A 24,991-nucleotide genomic window follows, 5' to 3' on the forward strand; every position below is an offset into this window, starting at 1 on the left:
CGGCGGGGGGTAACTTTCTTTTCTGGCAAAAAAGAAACTCACGAAAGAAAGTTGCCTTGGGAGCGGGTTAGAGCTGAGCGCTCTATCGGGCCATCGCTTCGCGCGGCCCTGGGTTCCTTGATCAACGGCTAGTGGCCAATGCCTGTCACTGGCTGGTTCGACCGCTCGTTCGCCAACAGCTTCACGCTCTGCTTGATCGTTTCTGCTGTGCTTTAAACACTGCTGGCAGTTTCTTGCGTTTTTTTTCTTGGTTGAGCAGGCAGACTGAAGGCGATTGATAAAAAGACGATTGCTGTCCCGCAATCACTGGCGGCCAACCCCTGCCAGCCTCCAGCAAAAAGAAACAATAAAAAGCGACGCGCGCAGCGCAAGCCAACCAGATCAAGCAGAGCGTGAAGCTGTTGGCGAACGAAGGGTAGAACCAGCAAGCTTTCGGCATCGTCGCCAGCCACCGATCAGGTACCCAAGGGCCCAGCGCAGCGATGGCCCGTCAGAGCGCTCAGCTCTAACCCGCTCCCGACCCCAGGGCAACTTTCTTTGGTGACTTTCTTTTTTGCCAGAAAAGAAAGTTACCCTCCGCCGGGAAGGCGCTCCACACCAAAAAACCCAAGAAAAGCAGGAAAAAGAGACCGCAACCCTGCGCCATGCCAAGCAAGGGCAACGCCAAGGACCGACAAAGCCGTTGACCTGCGGCAAGGTAAGTAGCTACGAAAGCTTCGCTTGGAAAGCAGCTTTCCCTGCTCAAGCGGCCGCAGCGCCCAGGGTGAAATAGAACGTGGCGCCTTCGCCTTGCACCGAATCGGCCCAGACCCTGCCACCATGGCGCGCAACGATCCGCTGCACCGTCGCCAGGCCGATCCCGGTGCCGGCAAATTCAGCGGCGGTATGCAGGCGCTGAAAAGCGCCAAACAGCTTGGGGGCATACGCCATGTCAAAGCCGGCGCCGTTGTCCCGGACGAAAAACACCTCCTCGCCCTCTGGGCCGGCCATCCGGCCCAGCGCGATGCAGGTACGGGCCTTGCCGGCGCTGAACTTCCAGGCATTGCCGAGCAGGTTGCAAAGCACCTGCCTGAGCAGGCGCGAGTCGCCCCGCACCATCAGGCCGGGCTGGACCTCCAGGCGGGTTGCCCGGTTTGGCTCGCGCTCCTGCAGGGCAGACAGCAGCGCCTCGGCAGTGGCGCTCAGGTCAACCGTTTCCCAGGCCAGGCTGGAGCGCGACACCTGGGCCAGCGACAACATAGCATCGATCAGCTCGCCCATCTGTTGGGCACCGGCGCGAATGCGCGCGAGGTAATGCTGGTTGCGCTCGGTCGGCGGCGTCGTGCCCTGGCTGGCAATTGACTTGGCCAGCAGGTTGCTGAATCCGTTGATGCTGCTCAGCGGGCTGCGCAGGTCATGCGAGACCGAATAGGAAAACGCCTCCAGCTGCTCGTTGGCAAACTTCAGTTGCGCCGTGCGCTGCTGCACGCGATCTTCGAGGCTGGAATTGAGCAGCAGGATGTCGGCACGTGCCTGGCGGCGCTCGCGAATGTCGGTGTTGACGATCATCACGCCATTGACCTGCCCGTTTTCATCGCGCACCACGGTGCCGCGCATCTCGACATACACCGGCGAGCCGTCGCTGGCAACCTGCTCCAGCTCGCCGGTCCAGTCGCCCTTGGCCGCCTTGATCTGCTCAATGACGGCAGTCAGCACCTGCGGGTCGCGGTATAGCAGCGTCTGCATGGTCATGCCCAGCACCTGTTCCGCCGGCCAGCCATAGAGGCGCTCTGCGCCTTTGCTCCAGAAGCGGATGCTCAGGTCCAGGTTGCGCACCACGATGGCGCCCGGCGCCAGGTCGATCAGCGAAGCCTGCTCATGCAGCCGCACCGCCGTCCGGCGTTCGGCCTCCTGGCTGCGCAACTGCTCCAGCCGGGAACGCAGGCTGACGATGCCAAAGGCCAGGTTGTCGGCCAGCTCCTGCAACAGCTGGATCTCTTCGGGGGAAAACCGCTGAAGCTGGCCGGCATACAGGCACAGCACGCCAAAACTGTGCCCGTCGCTGCACAAAGGCAAGGCGAGGGTGCTGAAATAACCCCGCTGCATCGCCGCATCACGCCAGTGAAATTCGCTGCACTGCTGGCTGATGTCCTCGATTTGCTGCGGCAGCCCGGTGCGCACGGCCCGGCCCGCCGCCCCCCGCCCTTGCGGACGGTCATCGCGCCAGCACAGGGTGATGGCATCCAGGTAGCCCAGTTCCTGGCCCGCATGGGCCACGGGCTGGATGCTTTTTTCCTCGTCGTGGTGGGCGTAACCCACCCAGGCCATGCGGTAGCCGCCGACCTCCACCGCCACGCGGCACACCTCGGCCAGCAAGGCGGCTTCGTCATGAATCCGGTTGATGGCCATGCTCGAACGGCTCAGCATCTCCAATGCCCGGTGGGTGGTGGCCAGCGCCATTTCGGCCAGCTTGCTGGCGGTGATGTCGCGTATGGTGCCCACCACACGCTCGAGTTCGCCCGCATCGCTGAACACCGGGTAGGAGCGGTCGCGCAGCCAGCGGATCCGGCCATCCGCCGAACGAATGCGGTATTCCACCCGGGAATTTTTTCCGGCTGCATTGAGCGCATTGGCCAGCGCCAGCACCGGCAGGTCCTCGGGCAGGACGGCATCGGCCTGGGAGCCCGGCACGGCGTACAGGCTCTCGCAGCTGCGGCCCCAGACCTTTTCATAGCCCGGGCTGACATAGCGCACCCGGCCCTGGTGGGCATCGACGTTGTAGAACACATCCTCGACGTTTTCGGCCAGTTCGCGAAAGCGCGCCTCGCTGTTGACCAGCGCTTGCTCGGCGCGTGCGTGCTCCAGCGCCAGCCGCGCCAGCCGGATGGCCGCGTCGATCAGCAGCTGGTCGGCAGGCTGCGGCCTGCCGGGCGTGCGGCGGTAAATGGCAAAGGTGGCCAGCACTTCGCCGTCCGTCGCCACGACCGGCGTGCTCCAGCAGGCCAGCAGTCCGTGAGTGGCCAGCAGTTCCCGAAAATCGTGCATCAGCGGGTCGCACCGAGCGTCTTCGACGATCACGCTTTCGCGGCGAAAGGCCGCGGTTCCGCAGGCGCCCATGCCTTCGGCGATCCTCAGGCCGTCGGTGGCTTGCACGAAGGCTGGCGGCAGGCCGGGCGCAATGGCCTGGCGCAGCTGCCCGCCCTGCGCCATCAGCATGGAACACAGGCTGTCAGGCGCGCTGCTTTCGATCAGCCGGAGGATGGCCTCGATCGACTCGCGCACGGGCGCGCCGCCGGCGATCAAAACCAGCACTTCTTCCTGGGCCAGGGCGAAGCTTTCCGCGGCCTTGGCATCGGTGACATCGACGAACACCAAAAGTGCGCCGACCTGCCGGCGCTCGGCGTCCAGCAGCGGATGGGTGCTCATGCGCAGGATACGGTCGTGCGTGCCCGGCCGGGAGAGCAGCAGGTCCCGTTTGTCGATGCTGGCGCCTGCCAGGGTCTGCGACAAGGGTTCGTCCGAAAGCAGGCTGGCGCCATCGAGCGACTTGAGCGGGTTGCCCTGCCGCCAGTCGCTGAACAAGACCTCTTCGCCGGGCGCGGGGAAGAGCTTGCGCGCGGTCTGGTTGAACAGCAGGAAACGGCCTTGCATGTCAATGGCGATCACGCCTTCGCTCATGCTGTTCAGGATCAGGTCGAGCATGGCGCGCTCGCCATCGCCCTTGCGCAGGGCGGCATCGAGTGCGCTGCGCTGCGCCTGCAGGTAAGCGGCCATGCGGTTGAAGGCCAGCGCCAGTCGGCCGATCTCGTTGTGGTGCGAAAGGCCCAGGCTGACGCGCGCCAGAAAATTGCCCCGGGCGATTTCGTTGGCTTCCTTCAGGATGGCATTGGCCGGATCGACCACCAGGCGCCGGCCCATCGCCCAGGCGCTGGCCATGCCTAAAGCGGCCATGGCCAGCAGGGCGGCCAAATCAGCCATCAGCAGGGTGCGCGGCGTGGCGACCAGGACACTGCACGGCACGCTGATGGCCACGAACAGCCCGCCCTTGGTGGCGCCGACCGGGGCATAGGCGTACACCTGCTCGACGCCGCGGCTATCGGTAGCCTGTCCCACGCCCGGCTGCCACAACCGGGCCGCGCCCAGCACCACCGGATCGCGCTCCTGGCTGCCGGCCAGGCCGGCGGCCGGATGGGATGCCAGGACCGTGCCCTGGCGGTCGATCACCCGCAGCTGCGCACCATCCGGGATTTTTTCCGCTGCCAAGACATCGGCAAACCTCGTGACATCCACGGCGGCAAAGGCCACGCCGTTGAGAACGCCGTCGTTGCTGTACACCGGCATGCCGAAGGCCACGCCGGGCCGGCCCGTGGACCGCGAAACCGCATAGTCGCCGACTGAAAATGCCCGCTGTTCGAGCGCCTGGGTAAAAAAGGCCCGGTCGCCGATATCTATATTGGCGACCGGACTGGCGGCATGGCACGACAGCCTGCCGTTCAGGTCGACAACGCCCAGGTTGGCATACGCCATGTCCTGCGCCTGCAGGTTTTTCAGGTACTGCTCGCACAGGCGATTTCGCGTGTCCTTGATGGAAGGGCCGCTGGCAATGTCGCCCAGCAGCTGGGCGGCCCGTTCCACCAGGCGCTGCTGGTGCGCCGCCGCCAGCAGCGCATCGGACTGCAGGCCGGCCTGGGCCAGTGCCAGCACGGTCTGCTGGTTTTTAGTCGCCGACCAGGCGAACAGGCCAAAGACCGGCACCAGCCCGGCCAGCACGAGCAGGACCAGGCGGGAACGAAGACCAAGCCGGCTCAACATCGGGAATTTCCGGGCGGGATCAATGGGGAATGTGCGAAGCGTGATGCGGACATGGGGTCGGGCGAACGCCTGTACGAAGCGCGTGGCAAAGTTCGGACAGGCGCCCTGGGTTTACTGTTTGCGCTGCACAAACAGGTTGCGCTTGGCGTCTTCGGGATAGGCAAAGGTCACCGCGCCATTTTTGACCATGCCCATCACCAGCATGTTTTGTGTGGTCGCATCCTTGTCCTGCTTGCTGAAGGGCTGCTCGTAGGTGGCGGTGACGCCGTAGTAGGTGCGGTTGCGGCTTTCCAGCGCGGTCTTGATGGCCGGGCCGGTGAGCTTGCCGCCCCTGATGCCGAACAGCGAATGGATCAGCACGTACACCGCGTCATAACCTTGCGCTGCGGCCATCGGGACCGGGATCTTCTTGACCTTGTACTTGCGCGCATAGCCGGTCAGGAACGACGCCCGGCGCTCATTGCTGGGCTCGGCGATGAAGGTCTGGGCCATCAGCGCGCCCTCGGCGGCATCTTTCGCACCGTCGATGAAGAAGGGAAACGACAGCGTCCAGGCGCCGACCTGCGGCACCTTCCAGCCCAGCGACTGGCGGCCACGGGCAATCACCGCATTTTCGGGGCCGACGGTGTAGCTGAAGACCACGTTGGCGCCGGCCGCCCTGGCGGCCTTGAGTTCCTCGCCCAGGTCCTTGACCCCCAGCGCGAACCGGGCGACATGCACCGGCTTGAGCTTTTTGGCGGCCAGTGCGGCCTCGACATCCTTCAGGCCGGCCTCGCCGTAACCGGTGGTGTCGGCAAAAATAGCCACTTTGTCCCAGCCGCGCTTGACGATGTCTTCGACCACAAAGGGCGCCTGGATGGCGTCGCTGGGCGAGGTGCGGAAGATGTAGCTGTCGGGCGCGGGGTATTTGGCGGTGAGCGGCTTGCCGGTGGCGCACGGGATGATCAGCGGCAACTGGCTCGTCTGGTACACCTCCAGCGACTTGGCGGCGACGCCGGTGTTGCAAAAACCAATGGTTGCCACGACCTTTTCAGCGACCAGTTCCTGCGACAGCTTCAGGCCGGTGTCGGGATTGGCCTGGTCGTCCTTGAGAACGATCTCGATCTTGCGGCCCAGGTAGCCGCCGACGGCATTGATTTCATCGACGGCCTGCGAAATGCCATTGAGCATCGGCACGCCGAAGTCCGCCGAGCCGCCGGTGAACGGACCGATAACGCCGATCTTCAGCGTATGGGCAGCTGCGCCCGCCGCCGGATCGCCCTGCGCGACGGCTGGCAGCGAAATGGTCAGCGCGGCCGCAAGGGCCGCTGCAATTCCGGTCACGGCGCGCAGGCCGGCAGAGCGCAAAGAAAGCATCGAATTTCTCCTGGGGGGTTACCCGAGTATATGAAACAGCTTGTATTCAGACCCCAAGTTTCAGCCCGCCGTGAAACAAACGGTTGTCAAAATGGTTTTCAGCTGCAGCCTTTTGGCCGGATGCACCAAAATTCAGGCGGCCAGCGCTGCCTCAGCCGACCGGGTCAGCGCGCAGCTCAAGGCATCAAGCACTTCGGACTCCAGGTTCCAGCAATGCCAGTAAAGCTGGATCGGCAGCACGCAGGAAGGCACCAGGTTGACCAGCAGGCCCTGCTCCAGCAGGGGTTGCGCAAGCAGGCGCGGCAGCACGCTGGCGCCCCAGCCGGCCAGCACGGCGCGCACCTGGCCTTCGGACGAGGGCACGAACAACTGGTTGAGCATGACGCGCTTGAGCCCGAAGGCCTTGCCGACGAATTCGCTCTGCATGTCGTCCTTGCGGTTGAAGGCGACGAAGGCAATGTCGCGGAAATTGTGCGCCGTCAGCGCATCAAAGCCCAGACGCTCCTGCGCCAGCGCGGGCGTGGCGACGGCGACATATTCCATCGCGCCGAGCGACACCACCTTGCAGCCGCGCAGCGCCTGTTTGACCGTGGTGACGCAGCCCAGCACCTGGCCCTGGCGCAGCCATTCATGCGTGAAGTCCTGGTCGTCGGTGACGATTTCCATCGGCAGGCCCGACTGCGCCAGAGCGGTCAGCGCCGGCAGCGCCCAGGTGGCGATGCTGTCGGCATTGATGGCAATGGATATGCGCTCTTCCTCGCGCGCGCCGCGCAGCGAGCTGGGCGCCAGCTCCTTCAGGTCGCGCTCCAGGTCGGCGCGAAGCAGGCGCAGCATGCGCGTGTGCTTAAGCAGCAATTGCCCGGCCGAGGTGGCCTTGAGCGGGCGGCTGCGCACGATCAGCACCGTGCCGACCTGCGCCTCCAGCGCGCGCAGCCGCTGCGACACCGCCGACTGGGTGATTGACAGGCGCCGCGCGGCGCGTTCAAAGCCGCCCTCTTCCACGATGGCCGCCAGGCATTCCAGCGCATCCGGGTCAAAAGTGCTCATTGGGAAGGCTTTCAGTATTAGGTAGCCTGATGATTTAGCTGACAGTTTAATTCGACTGTTATCCAGCGCCAAGCTCCTGCACACTTGCGCTTTGCACAAGGGGAACGGCATGAACGTTGTGGTTTTGGGCGCAGGCATCATCGGCGTGAGCACCGCCTGGCATCTGCTGCAGCGCGGGCACGAGGTCACCGTGGTCGACCGCCAGCCGGATGCCGCGCTGGAAACCAGCTTTGCCAATGCCGCGCAGATTTCCGTCAGCTACTGCGAGCCCTGGGCCAACCGCGACGCGCCGCTGAAGGCGCTCAAATGGATGTTCCGCGACGATGCGCCGCTGCTGTTCAGGCCGCAATCGCCGTTTGGCGAGGGCTGGCGGCAATGGCGCTGGGGCCTGCAGTTTTTGGCGCAGTGCAACGATGCCGCCTTCGAGCGCAATGTGCAGCAGCTCGTCGCCCTGGGCGCCTACAGCCACGCCGCGCTGAAAGACGTGGTGCAGGCCACCGGCATCGACTACCACCGCTTGGAGCGCGGCATAGCCCACTACTACACCGAGCAGAAATCGTTAGACACCGCCGGCGACGCGGCCGCGCTGATGCGCAAGTACGGCGTGGCGCGCCGGGTCGTGAGCACCGCCGAACTGCTGAAGATCGAGCCAGCCCTCGGCGCCTTTGCCGGGCACATCGTCGGCGGCACCTACACCGCCAGCGACGAAAGCGGCGACGCCCGGGTGTTCACCCAGGGTCTAGCCCGGCGCTGCGCCGAACGCGGCGTGCAATTTTTGTACAACCATGACGTGCTGCGGCTGGAAAAAACCGGCAATGCTATTGAATCAATAGCTATACGCGCCCGTGGAACAGGCGCGAAAGGGCTAAAAGATGCTCAACTCAAGCCCACGACGCAACTGAAGGCCGATGCGGTGGTGGTGGCCTGCGGTTCCTACAGCGCGCCGCTGCTGCGCAGCGTGGGGGTGGACTTGCCGATCTACCCGGGCAAGGGCTACAGCGCCACCTTCAGGCTGCTCAAGCCCGAACTGGCGCCCTTCGTCAGCACGATTGACGACGAGGTCAAGTGCGCCATCAGCCGGCTCGGCAACGAGTTGCGCGTGGCCGGCACCATCGAGGTCGGCGGCTACGACCTGTCATTGGACACGCCGCTGGCCAAGGCCAGGTGCCGCATGCTGGCCCGCCGCATCGAACAGGTCTTCCCCGGCGTGTGCGACACGCGGCTGGAAGAAGAAGGCGGCACGCCGCAGTTCTGGACCGGTCTGCGCCCGGCCACGCCGACCAACATTCCCTACATCGGCAAAACCAGGGTCGGCCGTCTGTGGGTCAACGCCGGCCACGGCACGCTGGGCTGGACGCACGGCGCCGGATCGGGCAAGGCCATGGCCGAACTGATCAGCGGCAAGGCGCCGGCGATGGCCTTCGACTTTCTTGGATTCGACCACGGCCGCCGCCAGCCCGGGCTGTCCGCCGCCTGAGCCTGTTGCCTGCGGCCCGGCAGCGCCCGCAGGGGCATCTTTTCCTACAGCCAATGCTTTTTCAAGCTGACAGCCGGGAAGGCCAAAGACGGCGACAGTGCAAAGATGACCACTCAAAAATCCATCACTTCACCTGAAAACACCCCTGACCAGCCCGCCGCCGGCAAGGGCATGCCAGCCAAAGACGCGCAAGCGCAAGCGCCGATGGCCGGCAAGCAGCCCGATCCGAAGGACGGCTCGGCCCAGGACAAGCTGGAGTTGCCAAGCGACCGGGACCAGGCGCTTGATATGACCAGCAGCCAGCCCGACCCGCTCATCGAGCAGGCGGCGAAAGATGTCAAGGACGGCCGCAAGGACACCAGCAAGGCGGCCGAGATGGACCAGACCTACAAGAAGCTCTGAGCCTTTACGTTCTCAAGCAAAAATCGGCTTTTGCGCATGTCCAGCAAACGTATTTAGCTATTTATTTCATAGCATTTAACGCCAACCAAACGCTGTTTTCGTCCTGCGTAAGCGAGCGGCGCAAGCCCCGAAGCCGGCGCGTGCCGGTGGCTTCAGTTAAATTAGCGCCCTATGTTGCCCCTCTCCCCCCTTCGCCAAGCGCGCAGCCCGAGCTTTTCGCCCCGGGAATTCCGCGCCTCGCTGGCGATGTTCGCCACCGGCGTGACCATCGTCACCGCACGCACGCCAGCCGGCGTGCTGGTCGGCCTGACCGCCAATTCCTTCAACTCGGTGTCGCTCGACCCGCCGCTGGTGCTCTGGAGCCTGTCGCAGGGCGCCAGCTCGATGGCCGCGCTGAGCACCGGATCGCACTACGCCGTCAACATCCTGTCCGCCGACCAGAAAGAACTGGCCGAGCGCTTTGCCAGCCGGCGCGAGGACCGCTGGGCGGACGTGGCGTTCACCGAAGGCCTGAGCGGCGCGCCCTTGCTGACCGGATCGGCCGCCACCTTCGAATGCTTCAACCGCAGCCGCTACGAGGAAGGCGACCACGTGATCTTTGTCGGCGAAGTAGAGCGCTGCAGCCACCAGGCCGGCGCCGCGCCGCTGCTGTTTCACGGCGGCAGGTTCTACACCGAGCATCCACTCTAAGCCAGCCCTGCCGGCGGGCGGCGACCTGCTGGTCAAGCGCAGACCGCGCGCCGCCGCCTGATCGAGTCGAAGCCGCTGGCAAGGCCCGCTCAAGCCTGCATGATGACCGGCTGCGCCTGTCGCCTGGCCTGCTCGGCGACTTGCGCCAGCCAGGTCTCCAGCTTGCGCGAATCGACGGGCTTGGCAAAATGAAAATTGAAGCCTGCGGCAAAGGCGGCCTGCTTGTCCCTGGGCTGGCTGTAGCCGGTCACCGCCGCCATGACCGCCGTCTGCATGCCCGTAATCAGGCGCAGCTGGCGCGCCAGCGTGTAGCCATCCATGTCGGGCAGGCCGATGTCGAGCAGGCACAGGTGCGGCAAGACCCGGCGCGCGCATTCGATCGCATCAAGGGGATGGAACTGCACAAACACTTCATGCCCGAGCAGTTCGACGAACATTCCCAGCAGGCGCGCCGCATCGGCGTTGTCATCGACCACCAGGACACGCAGCGAATTGCCTGCGGGGCGGGAATCCGCATCGCTCGCCTCGATGCGGCACTGCGCGTCATCGTGCTTCAGGCGCGGCAGCACCACGGTCACTTCGCTGCCCATGCCGATTCCGGCGCTTTGCACCTTGACGGTGCCGCCGTGCAGTTGCACCAGGCTGCGGACCAGCGCCAGGCCGATGCCCAGCCCGCCCTGGGAACGGTCGGAGCTTCTTTCGCCCTGGGTGAACAGCTCGAAGGCGACTTCCAGCAGTTCGCTGGACATGCCTATGCCGTTGTCGCGCACGCGCAGCGTCAGGTGGCCGTCGTCGGCCAGCATCCGCAGGTCGATCCGGCCGCCGTTGGGCGTGTACCGGATGGCATTGCCCAGCACGTTGACCAGCACCTGGACCAGCCGCGGCCGGTCGCCCATCACCTGGGTGCGTTCGGGCGACAGGTGGATGTCCAGCTGGTGCGCCTTGGCTTCAAGCAAGGGGCGAAGCTGCTCCAGCGCCTCGGTGGCGATGGTTTTCAGGTCCACCGGCTGCCGGTCCAGCGTCACCTGGCCCCGGGTGACGCGGGACACGTCGAGCAGGTCGTCGATCAGGCGGGTCATGTGCCTGGCCTGGCGCGAAATCACTTCGCTGAGCTGCCACACGCTGGCTTCGTCCAGCGAGCCCCGGGACAGCAGGTCGGCGGCGGTCGCAATCGGCGCCAGCGGATTCCTGAGCTCATGGGCCAGCATGGCCAGAAACTCGTCCTTGAGCCGGCTCGCGTGCTGCAGGTCCTGCTGCGCCAGCTTTTGCTCATGGATGTCGGTGCAGGTTCCGATCCAGCGAACAATCACGCCCTGCGCGTCGCGCACCGGCCGGGCTCGGCCCAGAACCCAGCGGTGTTGGCCGGAGTGGTGGCGCAGGCGGTGTTCGATCTCGTAGGACTCGCCGGTGGCGCGGCAGTGGTGCCATTTTTCCATCGCCAGCATCCAGTCATCGGGATGAAACAGCGCCCGCCACGCCCTGCCGTCGATGGCGCCCTGCGCAACGCCGGTGTAGTCATACCACTGCTGGTTGCAGTAGTCCAGGCAGCCATCAGGCGTCGTGCTCCAGACGATCTGCGGTATGGCATTGGCGATCGTGCGGTACTTGAGGGCGGTTTGGTGCAACGCATCGTCGGCGCGGGCATGTTCGGTGACGTCGTTGCCTTCGATGAAAACGCCGCTGACGACACCGTCGGGACCGGTGATGGGCTGAAAAATGAAATCGATGAAACGCTGCTCCGGCGGTCCCTTGGCATGCGGGGAAAAAATCACCGGCATCCGGGTGCCGATGAAGGGTTTGCCGCTGGCAAAGACCTCATCGAGCAGCGCGCCGTAGTCCTGGCCCGCCACTTCGCGGCCGATGTCCCGGAAGGTCTTGCCGACCACCTCGTCGCGTCCGACCAGCCGCAGGTAAGCGCTGTTGGCCAGTTCATAGACATGGCCAGGCTCGCGCACCACCGCCATGAAGCTGGGGGCCTGTTCAACCATGCTGTAAAGCCATTGGGTTTCGGTTTGACGGGTTTTTTCCGCCAGCACCTTGGCAGTGGTCTGCGCCAGCGCGCAGTACAGCCCGGCCACCGTGCCGTCCGGACCATCGACAGGCGCAAACGAAAAACTGAACCAGGCTTGACCGTCCGCGCCATTGCGGCGCAGCGGGAAAGGCGCGCTCTCTTGATGGACAGACTCGCCGGCAAGGGTCTGGTTGACCAGCGGCTCAATGTCCGGCCGCACTTCGGGCCACACCTCGTACAAGGGCCGGCCCAGCGCCGCCGGATGTCCTTGTCCCAGGATTTCCAGGCAGGCGTCGTTGTACAGCATGCACAGCTCAGGGCCCCAGGCCACGAACACCGGCGTTGTGGAACGCAGCATGAGACCGGCAACGGTCTTGAGCGCCTGCGGCCAGTCTTGCGGGGGACCAAGCCGCGAGGCGGCCCAGTCGTGGCCGCGCATCAAAGCTCCCGCCCTTCCGCCATCCCTCAAAAAGCCGGGAAATGCTTTTGATTTATGAGACAAATTTGATTTTTTTGATTAAATTAATAAAATGACAAGGCAGATGCTAATGCTAACGCAATATTTCTGCTCGGCTCACCTGTTATTTCAGGCTCATCCCTACACTGTTATTGTGTCTTTTTGCGCATCAGTTGCGTCCATTCTTTACCTGCAGCGCAGTTCATAAAGAATTCTCATTTTCAAAAATCCAGGGATTCTAAAGATTCATGGCCAAGGTATCAAAAGCGTGCAGTGCCCGCATTGGTCTGATCTCCCACACCGGACGGTCCGCCGCATGACACAAGACCCTGAAAAAGCTGCTAATCCTGAAGCCAGGATGTCATCGCAAATTTACACCCACGGCTTGCGGGCCTGAAAGGCAGGCGCCATGCCGCTTCGCTCTGCCCTTCCCGCCCTTCTCGCCGCGCTGCTGTTCGGCGCCAGCACGCCGCTGGCCAAGCTGCTGGCCGGGAACATGCCGCCGCTGCTGCTGGCCGGCCTGCTCTACCTGGGCAGCGGTTTTGGTCTGGGCGCGCTGCTGGTCCTGCGGCGCATCCGCGAGCGCCACGGCGGCCAGCCCGTGACCCGGCTGCACATTTCACGCGCCGAGCGGCCCTGGCTGCTCGGCGCCATCGTGGCCGGCGGCATGCTGGCGCCTGCGCTTTTCATGCTGGGCCTGGCGCAAACCAGTGCTGCGTCGGCGTCGCTGCTGCTGAACCTGGAAAGCGTGCTGACGGCGGTCGTGGCCTGGCTGGCCTTCCGCGAAAACGCCGACCGCCGCATCGTCCTGGGCATGGCAGCCATCGCGCTCGGCGGCGTGCTGCTGTCGTGGCAGCCGGGCGGCGCAAGTTTTTCGCCCGGCGCCCTGCTGATCGCCGGCGCCTGCCTGTGCTGGGCGCTGGACAACAACCTGACGCGCAGGGTGTCGAGCAACGACACCCTGCTGGTCGCCTGCCTGAAAGGCTTGCTCGCTGGCGTGACCAACACCGCCATCGCGCTGTATGCCGGCGCGGCTTTGCCAGGCATGGCGCAGCTGGGCTATGCCGGCCTGGTGGGTTTTTTGGGCTACGGGCTGAGCCTGAGCTTGTTCGTGGTGGCGCTCAGGACGCTGGGAACCGCGCGCACTGGCGCCTACTTTTCGGTGGCGCCACTGTTCGGCGTGATGATTTCGCTGGCCCTCTGGCCCGACATGCCGGGCCTGCTGTTCTGGGCGGCGGCCGCGCTGATGGGGCTCGGCGTCTGGCTGCACCTGAGCGAGCGCCATGCGCATCAACACACGCATGAAACGCTGTGGCACAGCCACCCGCACCGGCACGACGCGCACCACCAGCATGCGCATGATTTTGGCTGGGACGGCACGTCGCCGCATGCGCATCCGCACCAGCATGAACCGCTGGCGCATACGCATGCGCATTACCCGGACATTCACCACCGGCATCCGCATTGACATGGTGAAGCTTTTCACGACGGCAAGCTCAAGCGCCTTTCACCCATGAACAGAACTGTCCTTTGCAGCACGTCAATTTCTTACATTTGTGCAGGTGCTTTTTTGCTACCGTAAGGTCCGCTTTTGCCATGCAAACCCCGCCACAACATTCCAAGCCCATCCAGTGCGATTCCGCGGAATCAGCAAACCCTGCCCGCGCCGCACTGGCAGCCGGAACCCCATGACATCACCCGCCCCTGTTCCGCGCCCGGAAGAAATCGAACTCAAGCTGGCCTTGCCCAGCGCCGACCCGCACGGCCTGGCCCACCGGCTTGCGCGCACGCCGCTGCTGGCGCGCCGCAAGCCCACGCAGCAGCCCTTGCACAACATCTACTACGACACGCCCGCCCAAGACCTGTACGAAGAGCGGGTGGCCCTGCGCCTGCGCCGCGTGGGCAGCAGCACCAGCCCGCAGTGGCGGCAAACGCTGAAGATGGGCGGGCGCAGCGACTCGGCCCTGAGCCATCGCGGCGAATGGGAAGTGCCGCTGGCCGGGGCCGAACTGTCGCGCGAAGCGCTGGAGGCGACGCCCTGGCCCGAGTTCGACCCGGACGGCAGCCGCTTCGATGCGCTGGCGCCCTGCCTGGTCACCGCCTTCGAACGTACCTCGTGGACGGTGCGCCAGCGCGGCGGCAGCGTGGTCGAGGTATCGCTCGACATCGGCCAGATCGTGGCGGGCGAGAAAAGCGCGCCGCTGTGCGAACTGGAACTCGAACTCGTGGCCGGAAAGCCGGCGGCGCTGTTCGAGCTCGCGCAGCAGATGGCCCGCAGCGTGGCGGTGCTGCCGCTCAACGTCAGCAAATCCGAGCGCGGCTACGCGCTGCTGCAGGACCGCCTGGGGCAGCCGCTGCGCGCCCGACCGCCGGCGCTGGCGGCGGGCATGACGCTGCCGCTGGCCGCGCAGTTGGTGCTGCGGGAAATGTTCTGCCAGTTCACCAGCAACCTGGCGCTGCTGGCCCAGTCCGACGATCCGGAAGTGCTGCACCAGGCGCGGGTCGGCTGGCGGCGCTTCAAAAGCGCCGTGCGGCTGTTCAAACCTGCTCTGGCGGCCGACCTGCTGCCCGACTGGCAGGCGCTGCAGCCGCTGCTGGCCTTCATCGGCGAGCTGCGCGACATCGACGTGGCCAGGACCGAAACCCTGCCTTCGCTGGCCGACGCCTACCGCGCGGGCAATGCGCAGCGGGCGCAAAAATGGCAGGCCATGCTGCACACCCTGTCGGGCGCCGCCCGGCGCAAGCGCAAAGCCATTGCCCATGCGCTTGAAGTGCCGGCCGTGGGCGCCACGCTGCTGGGCATCACGCAATGGCTGGAAGACCTGCCAAGGCAGCAAGGGCCGGCCGATCACGAGGCCGGCGAGCACAGGCGGCCCTTGCGCCGCTGGGCCCGGCAGCGCGTGGAGCGGCTGCACCGCAACATGTTGCGCGCACTGGCCGACACCGCCCATCCCGAAAGCCTGCACCGCGCCCGCATCCTGGCCAAGCGGCTGCGCTACGCCATCGAGGCGCTGCAGCCGCTGCTGCCGAGGCGGCACACGCAACGCTGGCTGGCGAAGGCGAAAAAACTTCAAGCCGACATCGGCAGCACACGCGACCTGCAGCAGGCCGGCGTGCTTGTAGCCCGGCTGAAGATCGACCCCGGACTGGCCGAATTCCTGCGTGGCGTCGCCGTTGGGCAGCAAGCGCCTCGCTGAGCCGGCTTTGCTTCAGCCGTGCTGCGCCAGCCGCTCCCGGGCAAAAGCCACAAACCAGTCCAGGCAGTGCGGGTTGGCCATCGCGTCGCGGTTCAGGACTTTCTCCAGCGGCTGGCCGAGCAGCAGCTTCTTGATCGGCAGCTCCTGCTTCTTGCCCGACAGGGTGCGCGGGATTTCAGCCACCTGAAGGATGTCGTCGGGAACGAAGCGCGGGCTCAGCGCGGTCTTGACGGCATGGTGGAGCCTGGCCTTCATCCCTTCGTCAAGCACCGCGCCGCCCCGAAGCACCACGAACAGCGGCATGTAGCTGGCGCGGCCCAGGTATTCCAGGTCAACCACCAGCGAATCGAGCACTTCGGGCAGCGCCTCAATGGCGCTGTACAGCTCGCTGGTGCCCATGCGCAGGCCGTGGCGGTTGATGGTCGCGTCCGACCGGCCGTAGATCACGCAGCCACCTTCGAGCCCCGGGTCGATCTTCAGCCAGTCGCCATGGCGCCAGACCGCGCCCGCCTCCGGTCCGGCATCGCCGCCGCCGGGCCTGCGGCCGTGGCCGGGCGGGTACATGTCGAAATAGCTGGCCAGCAGGCGCGCGCCGCTGTCGTCGCCCCAGAGGTAGAGCGGCATCGACGGAATCGGCTGGGTGCAGACCAGCTCGCCAACCTCGCCGATCACCGGCTGGCCCGCTTCGTTCCAGGCCTCGACCGCGGCGCCCAGCATGCGGCACTGCATTTTTCCGGGCGTCTGCGGCAGCTCGCGGTTGCCGCCGATGAAGGCGCCGGCGAAGTCGGTGCCGCCCGAGATGTTGCACCACCAGATGTCCTCGACCCCGGCTGAGGCCATGAAGGCTGAACCCCATTGCTGCACCTCGGCGCTCAGCGGCGAGCCGGTCGAGCCCAGCGCGCGGATGGCGCGCAGGTCGCCGCATTGCGCAGGCGTGATGCCGGCCTTCATGCAACTGGCGTAAAACGCCGCGCCCGCGCCGAAGAAAGTCACGCCGGTGTCGGCGGCGAAGCGCCAGAGCGTGGTCCAGTCGGGCCGGTCCCGGGGGCCGCCGGGGTTGCCGTCGTAGATCACGCAGGTCGTGCCGCCCAGCAAGCCGGCCAGCTGCGCATTCCACATCACCCAGCCGGTCGAGCTGTACCAGTGGTAGCGCTCGCCGAAGGAATTGGGCTGGTAGCTGCAGCCGACGTCGTTATGCAAAACGCCGAGCTGCAGCTGCACCAGCAGCATGCCGCCGTGGCCGTGGACGATGGGCTTGGGCAGGCCGGTCGTGCCGCTGGAATACACGATCCACAGCGGATGGTCGAACGCCAGCCAAAGCGGTTCGAAACCTGCGGTTTGTGCATCATTTCGTGCTGTTGCGCTTATCCAGCCTGCGCAACCAGCTATTGAAACCGTAGCATCCAGATTACCCAGCAGCAGCGTGTGCCGAACGCTGGGCAGCGCCGCCTGCAACTCGGCCAGCACGCCAAGACGGTCATGGTCGCGCCCGCCGTGGGCCACGCCGTCGCAGGCGATCAGCACCGCAGGCGCGATCTGCCGGAAGCGGTCGAGCACCGCGTGCGTGCCCATGTCGGGCGCGCACAGGCTCCACACGCCGCCGATGCTGACCGTCGCCAGGAAAGCCACCATGGCCTCGGGAATGTTCGGCAGATACGCTGCCACCCGGTCGCCGGGTCGCACACCCTGCGCCTGCAGGTGCAGCGCCAGCGAGGCCACCTGGCGGCGCAGCTCGGGCCAGCCCAGTTCGCGGCGCTGGCCTTTTTCGTTGCTGCTGACGACTGCCGGCAGCCCGGCGGCATGGGCGGCATGGGCGGCATCGACATGGCGCAGCACCTGGCGCGCATAGTTGACCTGCGCGCCGGGAAACCACCGGGCGCCGGGCATGACGTTCTGGGCCAGCGCCGCGCTGTGCGGCGTGGGCGACTGCAGGTCAAAATAATCCCAGATGCTTTGCCAGAACGTGTCCAGTTCGGTGGTGGACCAGCGCCAGAGCGCGTCGTAGCTGTCGAACACCAGTCCATGACGCTCACGCAGCCAGTCCTGGTAGAGGCGGATTTGCGCAATATGGGGCGGCGCTTTGCTTGTCTGGTTCATGCCTGTTGTCTCCATGCGGGTGATGAACGGTCAGCGTAGCAGCGTCGGGCGGGCTTTGCTGTCGCCAGCCGTACCCGGACCACCGCGTGCCTGCTTCGCGGCAAGCAGTGCGCTTATCGGACCGCATGGCCGACGCAGCCAGACGAAAAACGCCTACAGGCAAGCCGGTCGTTTCCTGAAAAATCAAGGGCCAGGAGTTATTTTTTCAAGCCCGGTTTTGCCCCGGCTTTTTATCCACCCACCCGCTCCTGACGAAAGGATTTCACATGCAAGAACAGTACGCCGATTGCCTGCAGGCCTGCAACGACTGCGCTGCGGAATGCAACCACTGCGCCGCCGCCTGCCTGCAGGAAGATAACGTGGAAATGATGGTGGAATGCATTGCGCTGGACATCGATTGCGCCCAGGCCTGCGCCTTTGCGGCGGCAGCCATGGCCCGCGACAGCGTGCATGCCGTTGCCATTTGCGACCTCTGCGCCGACATTTGCCAGTCCTGCGCAGAAGAATGCATTCAGCACGAGATGCAGCACTGCCAGCAATGCGCCACCGTCTGCTTCAACTGCGCGGAAGAATGCCGCCGCATGGCCAGCGCCGCCTGACAAGCTCAGGAATCAGAAAAAGCCGGTAATTTCAGAAGGCGCGTTGGTGGTGCAAAGACACGCGGCCAGGCGGCGTGCGTCAGCGCACTTCCTTGAGCGCTGCCAGATCGACATCGCCGCTCTGGCTGGAGAAGCGCAGGTCGCCGCCCTGGCTGCCTTGCGCCTGGCTCACGCCGGAAATGCGGTGCTCGCCGGTGTCGTATTGCTTGAGGTTCCCGTCCTGCTCGACCGCAAGGCGACGCTGGTCGGGAAAAAAAGCATAGCGCACGCCGTTCTGGCTGCCGCTGCTGGAAGGACTGGAAAGCCCCTTGGGCCACCAGCTTGAGTCAAGGCCAGCCATGGGCTTCATGGGCACCATCGGCTTCATCGGCTGCATGCTCAGTAATCCTTTTTGTCGCGCCCACGGCGCATGACCAGCGCGGCCAGCAGCGCACCAGCGGCCATGCCAATGGCTACGGCCTTGAGGGGTTCATCCGCAATGCGGCGGGCAGTGGTTTCCTGAAAGTTGGACGCCTTGGCCTTGATGTCGCCAAGCTTTTCGCCGGCCACGCCGCCTGCGTTTTTGGCGTAGCTCCGCGCCGTGTTCCAGGCATCGCCGGCAATCGCCTTGGCATCGCCCGCCAAAACCTTGGCCGTGTTCAGCGCGTCGCGGCCGGTGGCCTTGGCCTCCTCCACGGCGGGACGCAGCGCCTGCACCGTGCTGGCCGCATTGGCCTGCGCCTCGTTGGCCAGCTGGCCCGCTGCATCGGCGGCATTCTGGCCGGCTTGCCTGGCCTCGTCAGCAATCTGCGAGGGGGTCTTGATGTCGTCAGTCATGGCGGTCCTTTAAATTTTCTTGGCAACAGCGCCACTGCACATTGGACTATCGCTGCTCAGGCATGCGTGTGGGTCGGCATACCCTTCCCCTGTAGGCTGAGGATTTACAAAGCCTCCGGAAATGGCGCATGCGGCCTTTGCCATGGCCCACGCGGCAGTTTTGGCGTGCGGAAAAACGTAGGGAGGCAGCGCCCGGCATGGGACCGATGGACACGCCCGACCCAAACCGCCTAATCATCAAAAATAATAGCTGCTTGCGACCGTAGCATATGCGCAAACAGGCGATTTGGCTTGAAATTTACCTGAAAGCGCCAGCTTCAGCGGCAAGAACGGCACTCTGCAGGCCGGGAAGGCTGAAAATTCGGCACCACCGGGTGATTTTCAGCATCATTCAGTGCTCTGGCGCTTATTGCACGGGCGCATGCAGCTATTTTATTCATAGCATCAGGCGGACACCAGCCGCCCATCGACCAGTTCGATGATGCGGTCGCAGCCCGCCGCCAGGCGCGGGTCGTGGGTGACGATCAGGCAGGCGCTGCCATGGTCGCGGTTGAATTCTCGCAGCAGGCTGAACACCTCGTCGGCCGACACGGTGTCGAGGTTGCCGGTCGGCTCGTCGGCCAGGATCAGGCGCGGCCGCAGCGACAGCGCCCGGGCAATCGCCACGCGCTGCTGCATGCCGCCCGACAGCTCGCCGGGCCGCTTGTATTCAGCGCCCTTCAGGCCGACGCGCGCCAGCAGTTCGCGCGCGTTGGCTTCAGCTTCAAGCGTGGCGGTGCCGTGGGCAATGATCGACGGCATCAGCACGTTTTCCAGCGCGGTAAAGGCCGGCAGTAGATGATGGAACTGGAACACGAAGCCGATGGTCGCGCCGCGCAGTTTCGTCAGGCCGGCATCGTCAAGTGACCCGGTGGGCTGGCCGGCGATTTCGAGCAGGCCCGAGGTCGGCCGCTCCAGCAGGCCGATGATGTTGAGCAGCGTGCTTTTGCCCGAACCCGACGGCCCCTTGAGCGCGACGAACTCGGCGCTCTGCAGCGCGATGGAAATGCCGTGCAGCACCTCGGTTTCAACATCGGTGCCGACGTTGTAGCTGCGGTGGATGTCGGCGAGGCGCAGGATGGGGTCTGGTGGGGTGGTCATGCGCTGGCTATTGTCAACGCTTGGGTCGCAGTACTTCAAGCGCATCGCCAGGAACTGCAACAGGTCAAAACCTGGATTTTCAAGCCTTGCAGGTCCGAAGGCTGAAATCAGCCCTTTCAGCTTTTTGAAACCGTCGGCTGGGTACCCTGCACCTGCGTGCCGGACAGGGTATTCCCCTAAAATTAACGCATGACTCTTCTGGACTCCCTGTATTCCCTGGCACCTTGGCACCTGCTGACCCGGCTTGGCGAAGCGCAAATCCTTTTGCCCGCCGCAGCGCTGACCATGCTTGCCTTGCTCGCGCGCGCCAGCACACGCAAGCTGGCCTTGATCTGGATGACGCTCATCATCCTGGCCACCGTCATCACCACCGCCAGCAAGGTTGCCTTCATCGGCTGGGGCATCGGCTGGGCCGACATCGACTTCACGGGCATATCGGGGCATGCGATGTTCGCCTCGGCAATCTACCCCGTGCTGATGGTCACTTTTTTCTCCGGCCGGTGGCGCGGCGCTCACCGGCTGTCGCTCGCGCTGGGCTGCGCACTGGCGCTGGTGGTGGGCCTGAGCCGAATCGAAGTGGGCGCGCATTCCTGGTCCGAAGTGCTGGCCGGATGGGCCGTCGGCGGCGCGGTGAGCGCCGTGGCGCTGGCGCTTTCCGAAACCTCGGCCATCGTGATTCGGCCCATCGTGCCGGTCCTGTTGTTGGCGTGGGTGGCGGTCATGCCTTTCAAACTGCATGCCTCCCCGACACATTCTTTCGTCATACGCCTGGCCGTGGCCATGTCCGGCAACGAGACGCCGTTCCAGCGCAGCGACCTGCTGCACCCGGCACGCCGCCAAAACGCCCTTGCGTGCTGATGGCGCATGGCCGGGCAAGTCAAACCCGGCTGACACCATTGCCATGGCTTGTTGCCCGCCTGCAATCGGGCCGCTGTTGAGGCCGCCAAAATCAGCCTGTGCCAGCAGTGCCGGTGCGCTCCAGCAGGCGGGTTTCAATATGTATGTCCAGCATGTTGCGTGACCACCCGTGCTGGATGGCACTTTGGGCATAAGCCAGGCGCTGCTGCTGATCTTTCAGCCGCGTCAGCAACACCAGGTTATGCCCCCAAGGCAATTGTCCAACAGCCTGTTGGACAATTGCGGCATCCGGCCAGGCCTGGGCAAAGGCACGCATGTACATCAGGTTGGCGCGGGAAAACCCCTTCATCTCGGGAAAGGCGGTGCGCAAATCATGTGCCAGCCGCTCGATCACCTTGGCGCCCCAGCCCTGCGCGCTCTAGCGCGCCAGAATGTCTTGCCCGATCTGCCAGTACAGCAGTACCAGTTCGCGATTGACCGCCAGCGTGGCGCGCTGCTGGGCGGTGTGGATACGGCCCTTCAGGTCAGCCAGCCAGTCGGCATAGCCGGCGGGGGGCGGGGTCAGGCTGTGCATCAAATAATTGAACCCGCAAGGGCAAACTGCTCGTCATCGGCAAGCGCGACAAGCACCTCCGGGTTCCTTTGCGCGATGGCGATCAGCGTTTTGGCCGCACCCGTGGGTTGTCGGCGCCCTTGCTCCCAACCCTGCAGCGTTCTGACCGACACGCCCAGCAGGACGGCGAACTGGGCCTGGGAAAAACCAGAGGCTTTGCGCGCAGCGATAACAGGGGAGTAAGCCAGCGAAGTCTTGCCATCGGTCATCTGGCGCACCGACTCGATCAATTCGGCTTCAAGGTCGCGGCTTGACTCCCACGCCTCCAGTTCGGCGTCAGTCATGGGCCTTGAGACTTTTTTCGATGGCATTTTTCAACTCCTTCAAGGTGGATGCCTTGAGCGTGTCCAGCTTGCTCTTGGCGTACATGATCAACAAAACAACTTCGCCGGCTTCGGTGCGGGTGAAATAGATCACCCGAACGCCGCCAGACTTGCCGGAGCCGGCACGGCTCCAGCGAACCTTGCGCACGCCGCCTGACTGGGCAACCACATCGCCCGCCTCATGGTTCACTGCAATGTAGGCACAGAACTCGCCGCGCTCTTCTTCTGTCCAGTAGTGGGGCCAAGTGCGCTGGAAAATGGGGGTTTCAACGACGGTCAACATGATAAATTATACGTCATTGGCGTATAAAGTCATGATGGAATTACCTCGTATGCAGTGCTGGGTTTCACAGTTTTTCGGGGATGTGTCGCCCGGCTACTTCTCAAGCCCGTATCGCCTGCACCGGGTCCATCCGCGCCGCACTGCGCGCCGGAATCGCTGCCGCCGCCAGCCCCACGCCGCAGGCCACCACCGACGCCAGCAGCACCAGCATAGGGTCGAGCTGCGCCGAAAACAGCGAGCTGCCGTCAGGACTTTTGAAGACGCGCGAAAACACCACCAGCAGGCCAAACGCCAGCGCCGAGCCGAGCACCGAGCCGGCCAGCCCGACCAGCCCGCCCTGCAGCAAAAACACGGTCATGATGCGGCGCCGCCCAGTGCCCATGGCCCGCAGGATGCCGATTTCGCGCTGCTTTTGCACCACGCTGACGACCAGCACGCTGGAAATGCCGAGCGCCACGATGATCACGACAAAACTGCGGATCAGGTTGTTCGACACCGTCTGGTTGCTTAGCGCGTTGAGCAGGCCGGAATTGGTCTGCATCCAGCTGTCCACCGTGAGATGGGTCTGGGCGCGCACGGCGTCGGCGACCTCGTTGGCGCCGAACAAATCCTTCACCGTCAGGTCGATGTTGGACACGCCGCCTGGCAGGTCGAGCAGCGTCTGCGCGAGCTTGAGCGTGACGAAGACCCAGCGCCGGTTCAGGTCCCGGTTGCCCATGTCGAACAGGCCGGTGATGTCCAGCGTTTCGCTGCGGCCGCTGGCGCTGGTCACGCGCAGCTTGTCGCCCACCGTTATGCCCAGGTCGCTGGCCAGGTCGGTGCCGATCAGGGCATGGGTGCCGGTCACGTCGAAGCGGCCGCGCGTCATGTAGTCGTCCATCTTCACCACGCGCCGGTAGGCGTCGGGCTGCACGCCGAGCAGGGCGACGCTCTTGTTGCTGTTGCCGCGCGATGCAAAGGCCGGGCCGCTGACCACGGGCGACACCGCCAGCACGCCGGGGGTGGCGGCGGCCAGGGCGGCGATGCGCTCCCACTGGTCCACCGAGCGCAGGCGCTGGTCGCGCGGCTGCACCACGGCGGCCACGGCGCGGTCGGCGCTGGGTGCGAGCACGCGCTGCGTGACTTCTTCCAGCGGGCGGATCACCACATGCGCCTGCGAGCCCAGCACGCGGTCGATGATGGTCGATTGCAGCTGGTTGATGAGCTGCGTCAAAAAGATGATGACCGCGACGCCGCCGGTCACGCCGGCCAGGATCAAGACGCTCTGCATGCGCCCTTCGCGCAAAAAGCGCAGCGCCACCAGCAGCTCGAACGGCATCCAGCGGGTCCAGGAACTCAGGGCGGGGCGGTGGCGCGAAAGCATGGTGTCCAGTCCGGAAAAAGGTCAGCGCGAAATGAAGGACGGCGTTTCCATGCCCTTGGCGGGCGCGAGCACCGGGCCGGGCCGCACGCGGTCGCCGGCAATGGCTTTTTCGGTTTGGGGAATCACCGCATCGCCTTCTTTCAAGCCGTCAAGGATTTCCACCGAACCGATGCCGCGCAGCCCCAGCTTGACGGGCACGCGCACCGCCACGCCGCCTTGCAGCGCCAGCACCCAGGGCGCTTCGCGGTCGGCGTCGCGCACCGCGCCCGAAGGCAGCACCAGCGCATCCTTTTTCAGGCCGCCGACCAGCTCGACCGACACCGTCATGTCGGGCCGCAGGAAGGGCGGCGGGTTCGGCACGGCGAGCCGAACCTCGACCGTGCCGCGCTGCGGATCGATGGCCGGGGCGATGTAGTTGAGCTGCGCGTCGAAGGACTGGCCGGGATAGGCATCGGCCACCGCCTTGGCGGGCATGCCGGGGGTGAGCAGTCGCAGGTTTTTTTCATCGACATTGGCGTCGATCCGCGTGCCGCCCTGCGCGGCCAGCGTCAACAGCACATGGCCAGGCTGGGCCATGGAGCCAGGCTCGACGTTGCGCGTCAGCACGATGGCATCGACCGGGCTGATGATGCGCAGGCGGGCCAGCCGCGCCTCGGCCACGCCGACCGCCGCCAGCGCCTGGTCGATGCGCGACACAGCCAGCGTGCGCTCGATGCCGCTGGGCTGGTTGGCCTGCGCCTGCACCCGGGCCGACTGCAGCGCGCTTCTGGCCGTGTCGAGTGCGCGCCGGGCATCGTCGAGCTTTTGCTGCGAAAAGAAGCCTTGCGCCACCAAGTCGCGGGCGCGCTGGTGCTCGCGCTCGGCAGCGGTGAACGCGGCTTCGGCCTGCACCACCGCCTGGCTGGCGACGGGCGCGGCCACCGTGGACTGCTGCAGGGCGCGGCCACGCGCTTCCCCCAAGGACGCGCGGGCCTGCTGCAAGGCGGCGCGGGCTTCGGCATCCGACAGACGCAGCAGCAGATCGCTGGCCTTGACGCGGTCGCCTTCGCGCACTCGTACGTCGAGCACGGTGGCGGTGACCTCGGCTCCAATGTCCATGCGCGCCGGGGCGTTGAGCCGCCCGGTGGCGACGACCGACTGGACGATGCCGGTGCGCGCCACCGCTACCTGCTGCACCGGCGTGCCGCGCCGGTTGGACACGACTGCGGCGGCGGCCAGGGCAAGCACCAGCACCGCGCCGATGCCCCATTTGACAAGAGGTTTCATAGCCGGCAAGCGTAGCAGTTGAACGGCCGCGCCAGGCTGTGCTGGGTCAAGGCGCGGCTGAAATGCGCCGCTGCCGGCCGTCGGCCGCTTTTTTATTACCTTTTAAGCATAAAAAATGCTGTTTGCGCAATCTCAGCGGGCATTAACAGCTATTAATTCAGTAGCACACAAGCATCATGCATTGAAGGCCATGATGCCGCGCCAA

At 65.1% G+C, this 24,991-nt stretch carries 19 protein-coding genes and 1 pseudogene; 7 read left to right on the plus strand and 13 right to left on the minus strand.

Annotated elements, in window-relative coordinates; all coding sequences use genetic code 11:
* Positions 1-741: 741 nt before the first annotated feature.
* From ACP7AD_RS13775 to ACP7AD_RS13785, 3 genes are all read right to left on the minus strand, one after another.
* Positions 742-4,791, minus strand: coding sequence for a PAS domain S-box protein (locus ACP7AD_RS13775; protein WP_426148302.1), 4,050 nt, complete (start codon positions 4,789-4,791; stop codon positions 742-744).
* 111 nt (positions 4,792-4,902) lie between these two features.
* Positions 4,903-6,147, minus strand: a complete 1,245-nt coding sequence (locus ACP7AD_RS13780) for an ABC transporter substrate-binding protein (RefSeq protein WP_426148303.1) — start codon at positions 6,145-6,147, stop codon at positions 4,903-4,905.
* Between the two features lie 132 nt (positions 6,148-6,279).
* Positions 6,280-7,194, minus strand: a complete 915-nt coding sequence (locus ACP7AD_RS13785) for a LysR family transcriptional regulator ArgP (RefSeq protein ID WP_426148304.1) — start codon at positions 7,192-7,194, stop codon at positions 6,280-6,282.
* Between the two features lie 109 nt (positions 7,195-7,303).
* On the opposite strand from ACP7AD_RS13785, the gene ACP7AD_RS13790 reads away from it, so the two are divergent.
* The 3 genes from ACP7AD_RS13790 to ACP7AD_RS13800 all read left to right on the plus strand — a co-directional run bounded on the left by ACP7AD_RS13790 (position 7,304) and on the right by ACP7AD_RS13800 (position 9,763).
* Positions 7,304-8,671 (plus strand): D-amino acid dehydrogenase, encoded by a 1,368-nt coding sequence (locus ACP7AD_RS13790; protein ID WP_426148305.1) that lies wholly within the window; start codon positions 7,304-7,306, stop codon positions 8,669-8,671.
* A gap of 105 nt (positions 8,672-8,776) precedes the next feature.
* Entirely contained in the window at positions 8,777-9,073 is a 297-nt protein-coding gene (locus tag ACP7AD_RS13795) for a hypothetical protein (RefSeq protein ID WP_426148306.1), read from the plus strand.
* A 171-nt stretch (positions 9,074-9,244) separates the two neighbouring features.
* Positions 9,245-9,763 carry a flavin reductase family protein gene (locus tag ACP7AD_RS13800; RefSeq protein ID WP_426148307.1) on the plus strand — a complete coding sequence of 173 codons (519 nt, stop codon included), beginning with the start codon at positions 9,245-9,247 and terminating at the stop codon, positions 9,761-9,763.
* Positions 9,764-9,852: 89 nt separating this feature from the next.
* Here the strand turns inward: ACP7AD_RS13800 and ACP7AD_RS13805 are convergent, their stop codons facing one another.
* Positions 9,853-12,213, minus strand: coding sequence for a PAS domain-containing protein (locus ACP7AD_RS13805; protein WP_426148308.1), 2,361 nt, complete (start codon positions 12,211-12,213; stop codon positions 9,853-9,855).
* 427 nt (positions 12,214-12,640) lie between these two features.
* Here ACP7AD_RS13805 and ACP7AD_RS13810 point away from each other — a divergent pair, with 427 nt between their 5' ends.
* On the plus strand, positions 12,641-13,699 hold the full coding sequence (locus tag ACP7AD_RS13810) for a DMT family transporter (protein ID WP_426148309.1): 1,059 nt from the start codon (positions 12,641-12,643) through the stop codon (positions 13,697-13,699).
* Positions 13,700-13,919: 220 nt separating this feature from the next.
* Positions 13,920-15,428: a CHAD domain-containing protein gene (locus tag ACP7AD_RS13815; protein WP_426148310.1), complete on the plus strand. Its 1,509-nt coding sequence runs from the start codon at positions 13,920-13,922 to the stop codon at positions 15,426-15,428.
* Between the two features lie 12 nt (positions 15,429-15,440).
* Here ACP7AD_RS13815 and ACP7AD_RS13820 read toward each other — a convergent pair whose 3' ends face one another.
* The gene (locus tag ACP7AD_RS13820; protein ID WP_426148312.1) at positions 15,441-17,525 is read right to left on the minus strand and encodes an acetoacetate--CoA ligase; all 2,085 of its coding nucleotides are present in this window, start codon (positions 17,523-17,525) and stop codon (positions 15,441-15,443) included.
* Positions 17,526-17,791: 266 nt separating this feature from the next.
* Between ACP7AD_RS13820 and ACP7AD_RS13825 the strand changes: the two genes are divergently transcribed.
* Positions 17,792-18,124 (plus strand): four-helix bundle copper-binding protein, encoded by a 333-nt coding sequence (locus ACP7AD_RS13825; RefSeq protein WP_426148313.1) that lies wholly within the window; start codon positions 17,792-17,794, stop codon positions 18,122-18,124.
* Positions 18,125-18,203: 79 nt separating this feature from the next.
* On the opposite strand, the gene ACP7AD_RS13830 is transcribed toward ACP7AD_RS13825, so the two are convergent.
* From ACP7AD_RS13830 to ACP7AD_RS13840, 3 genes are all read right to left on the minus strand, one after another.
* Positions 18,204-18,500, minus strand: coding sequence for a hypothetical protein (locus ACP7AD_RS13830; RefSeq protein ID WP_426148314.1), 297 nt, complete (start codon positions 18,498-18,500; stop codon positions 18,204-18,206).
* Positions 18,501-18,502: 2 nt separating this feature from the next.
* On the minus strand, positions 18,503-18,940 hold the full coding sequence (locus ACP7AD_RS13835; RefSeq protein WP_426148315.1) for a hypothetical protein: 438 nt from the start codon (positions 18,938-18,940) through the stop codon (positions 18,503-18,505).
* 444 nt (positions 18,941-19,384) lie between these two features.
* Entirely contained in the window at positions 19,385-20,080 is a 696-nt protein-coding gene (locus tag ACP7AD_RS13840) for an ABC transporter ATP-binding protein (RefSeq protein WP_426148316.1), read from the minus strand.
* A gap of 189 nt (positions 20,081-20,269) precedes the next feature.
* Here ACP7AD_RS13840 and ACP7AD_RS13845 point away from each other — a divergent pair, with 189 nt between their 5' ends.
* On the plus strand, positions 20,270-20,938 hold the full coding sequence (locus ACP7AD_RS13845) for a phosphatase PAP2 family protein (protein ID WP_426148317.1): 669 nt from the start codon (positions 20,270-20,272) through the stop codon (positions 20,936-20,938).
* Between the two features lie 97 nt (positions 20,939-21,035).
* Here the strand turns inward: ACP7AD_RS13845 and ACP7AD_RS13850 are convergent.
* The 5 genes and pseudogenes from ACP7AD_RS13850 to ACP7AD_RS13870 all read right to left on the minus strand — a co-directional run.
* Positions 21,036-21,512: pseudogene (locus tag ACP7AD_RS13850) on the minus strand (DUF1016 N-terminal domain-containing protein); the annotation flags it as partial.
* Positions 21,512-21,835 carry a helix-turn-helix domain-containing protein gene (locus ACP7AD_RS13855; protein WP_426148318.1) on the minus strand — a complete coding sequence of 108 codons (324 nt, stop codon included), beginning with the start codon at positions 21,833-21,835 and terminating at the stop codon, positions 21,512-21,514. The pseudogene ACP7AD_RS13850 and the gene ACP7AD_RS13855, both read right to left, overlap by 1 nt.
* On the minus strand, positions 21,828-22,157 hold the full coding sequence (locus ACP7AD_RS13860; RefSeq protein ID WP_426148319.1) for a type II toxin-antitoxin system RelE/ParE family toxin: 330 nt from the start codon (positions 22,155-22,157) through the stop codon (positions 21,828-21,830). Before ACP7AD_RS13860 ends, ACP7AD_RS13855 begins: the two co-directional genes overlap by 8 nt.
* 100 nt (positions 22,158-22,257) lie before the next feature.
* Positions 22,258-23,520: an ABC transporter permease gene (locus tag ACP7AD_RS13865; protein WP_426148320.1), complete on the minus strand. Its 1,263-nt coding sequence runs from the start codon at positions 23,518-23,520 to the stop codon at positions 22,258-22,260.
* Between the two features lie 21 nt (positions 23,521-23,541).
* Positions 23,542-24,786, minus strand: a complete 1,245-nt coding sequence (locus ACP7AD_RS13870; RefSeq protein ID WP_426148321.1) for an efflux RND transporter periplasmic adaptor subunit — start codon at positions 24,784-24,786, stop codon at positions 23,542-23,544.
* Positions 24,787-24,991 lie beyond the last annotated feature (205 nt).

The organism is Polaromonas sp. DSP2-3-2b2 (assembly GCF_049895905.1).
GTDB lineage: Bacteria > Pseudomonadota > Gammaproteobacteria > Burkholderiales > Burkholderiaceae_C > Polaromonas.

Bases quoted from the DNA above. Each gene is read 5' to 3' on its own strand.
- ACP7AD_RS13775 (WP_426148302.1), bottom strand. From the start codon at position 4,791: ATGTTGAGCCGGCTTGGTCTTCGTTCCCGCCTGGTCCTGCTCGTGCTG.
- ACP7AD_RS13780 (WP_426148303.1), bottom strand. From the start codon at position 6,147: ATGCTTTCTTTGCGCTCTGCCGGCCTGCGCGCCGTGACCGGAATTGCA.
- ACP7AD_RS13785 (WP_426148304.1), bottom strand. From the start codon at position 7,194: ATGAGCACTTTTGACCCGGATGCGCTGGAATGCCTGGCGGCCATCGTG.
- ACP7AD_RS13790 (WP_426148305.1), top strand. From the start codon at position 7,304: ATGAACGTTGTGGTTTTGGGCGCAGGCATCATCGGCGTGAGCACCGCC.
- ACP7AD_RS13795 (WP_426148306.1), top strand. From the start codon at position 8,777: ATGACCACTCAAAAATCCATCACTTCACCTGAAAACACCCCTGACCAG.
- ACP7AD_RS13800 (WP_426148307.1), top strand. From the start codon at position 9,245: ATGTTGCCCCTCTCCCCCCTTCGCCAAGCGCGCAGCCCGAGCTTTTCG.
- ACP7AD_RS13805 (WP_426148308.1), bottom strand. From the start codon at position 12,213: ATGCGCGGCCACGACTGGGCCGCCTCGCGGCTTGGTCCCCCGCAAGAC.
- ACP7AD_RS13810 (WP_426148309.1), top strand. From the start codon at position 12,641: ATGCCGCTTCGCTCTGCCCTTCCCGCCCTTCTCGCCGCGCTGCTGTTC.
- ACP7AD_RS13815 (WP_426148310.1), top strand. From the start codon at position 13,920: ATGACATCACCCGCCCCTGTTCCGCGCCCGGAAGAAATCGAACTCAAG.
- ACP7AD_RS13820 (WP_426148312.1), bottom strand. From the start codon at position 17,525: ATGAACCAGACAAGCAAAGCGCCGCCCCATATTGCGCAAATCCGCCTC.
- ACP7AD_RS13825 (WP_426148313.1), top strand. From the start codon at position 17,792: ATGCAAGAACAGTACGCCGATTGCCTGCAGGCCTGCAACGACTGCGCT.
- ACP7AD_RS13830 (WP_426148314.1), bottom strand. From the start codon at position 18,500: ATGCAGCCGATGAAGCCGATGGTGCCCATGAAGCCCATGGCTGGCCTT.
- ACP7AD_RS13835 (WP_426148315.1), bottom strand. From the start codon at position 18,940: ATGACTGACGACATCAAGACCCCCTCGCAGATTGCTGACGAGGCCAGG.
- ACP7AD_RS13840 (WP_426148316.1), bottom strand. From the start codon at position 20,080: ATGACCACCCCACCAGACCCCATCCTGCGCCTCGCCGACATCCACCGC.
- ACP7AD_RS13845 (WP_426148317.1), top strand. From the start codon at position 20,270: ATGACTCTTCTGGACTCCCTGTATTCCCTGGCACCTTGGCACCTGCTG.
- ACP7AD_RS13855 (WP_426148318.1), bottom strand. From the start codon at position 21,835: ATGACTGACGCCGAACTGGAGGCGTGGGAGTCAAGCCGCGACCTTGAA.
- ACP7AD_RS13860 (WP_426148319.1), bottom strand. From the start codon at position 22,157: ATGTTGACCGTCGTTGAAACCCCCATTTTCCAGCGCACTTGGCCCCAC.
- ACP7AD_RS13865 (WP_426148320.1), bottom strand. From the start codon at position 23,520: ATGCTTTCGCGCCACCGCCCCGCCCTGAGTTCCTGGACCCGCTGGATG.
- ACP7AD_RS13870 (WP_426148321.1), bottom strand. From the start codon at position 24,786: ATGAAACCTCTTGTCAAATGGGGCATCGGCGCGGTGCTGGTGCTTGCC.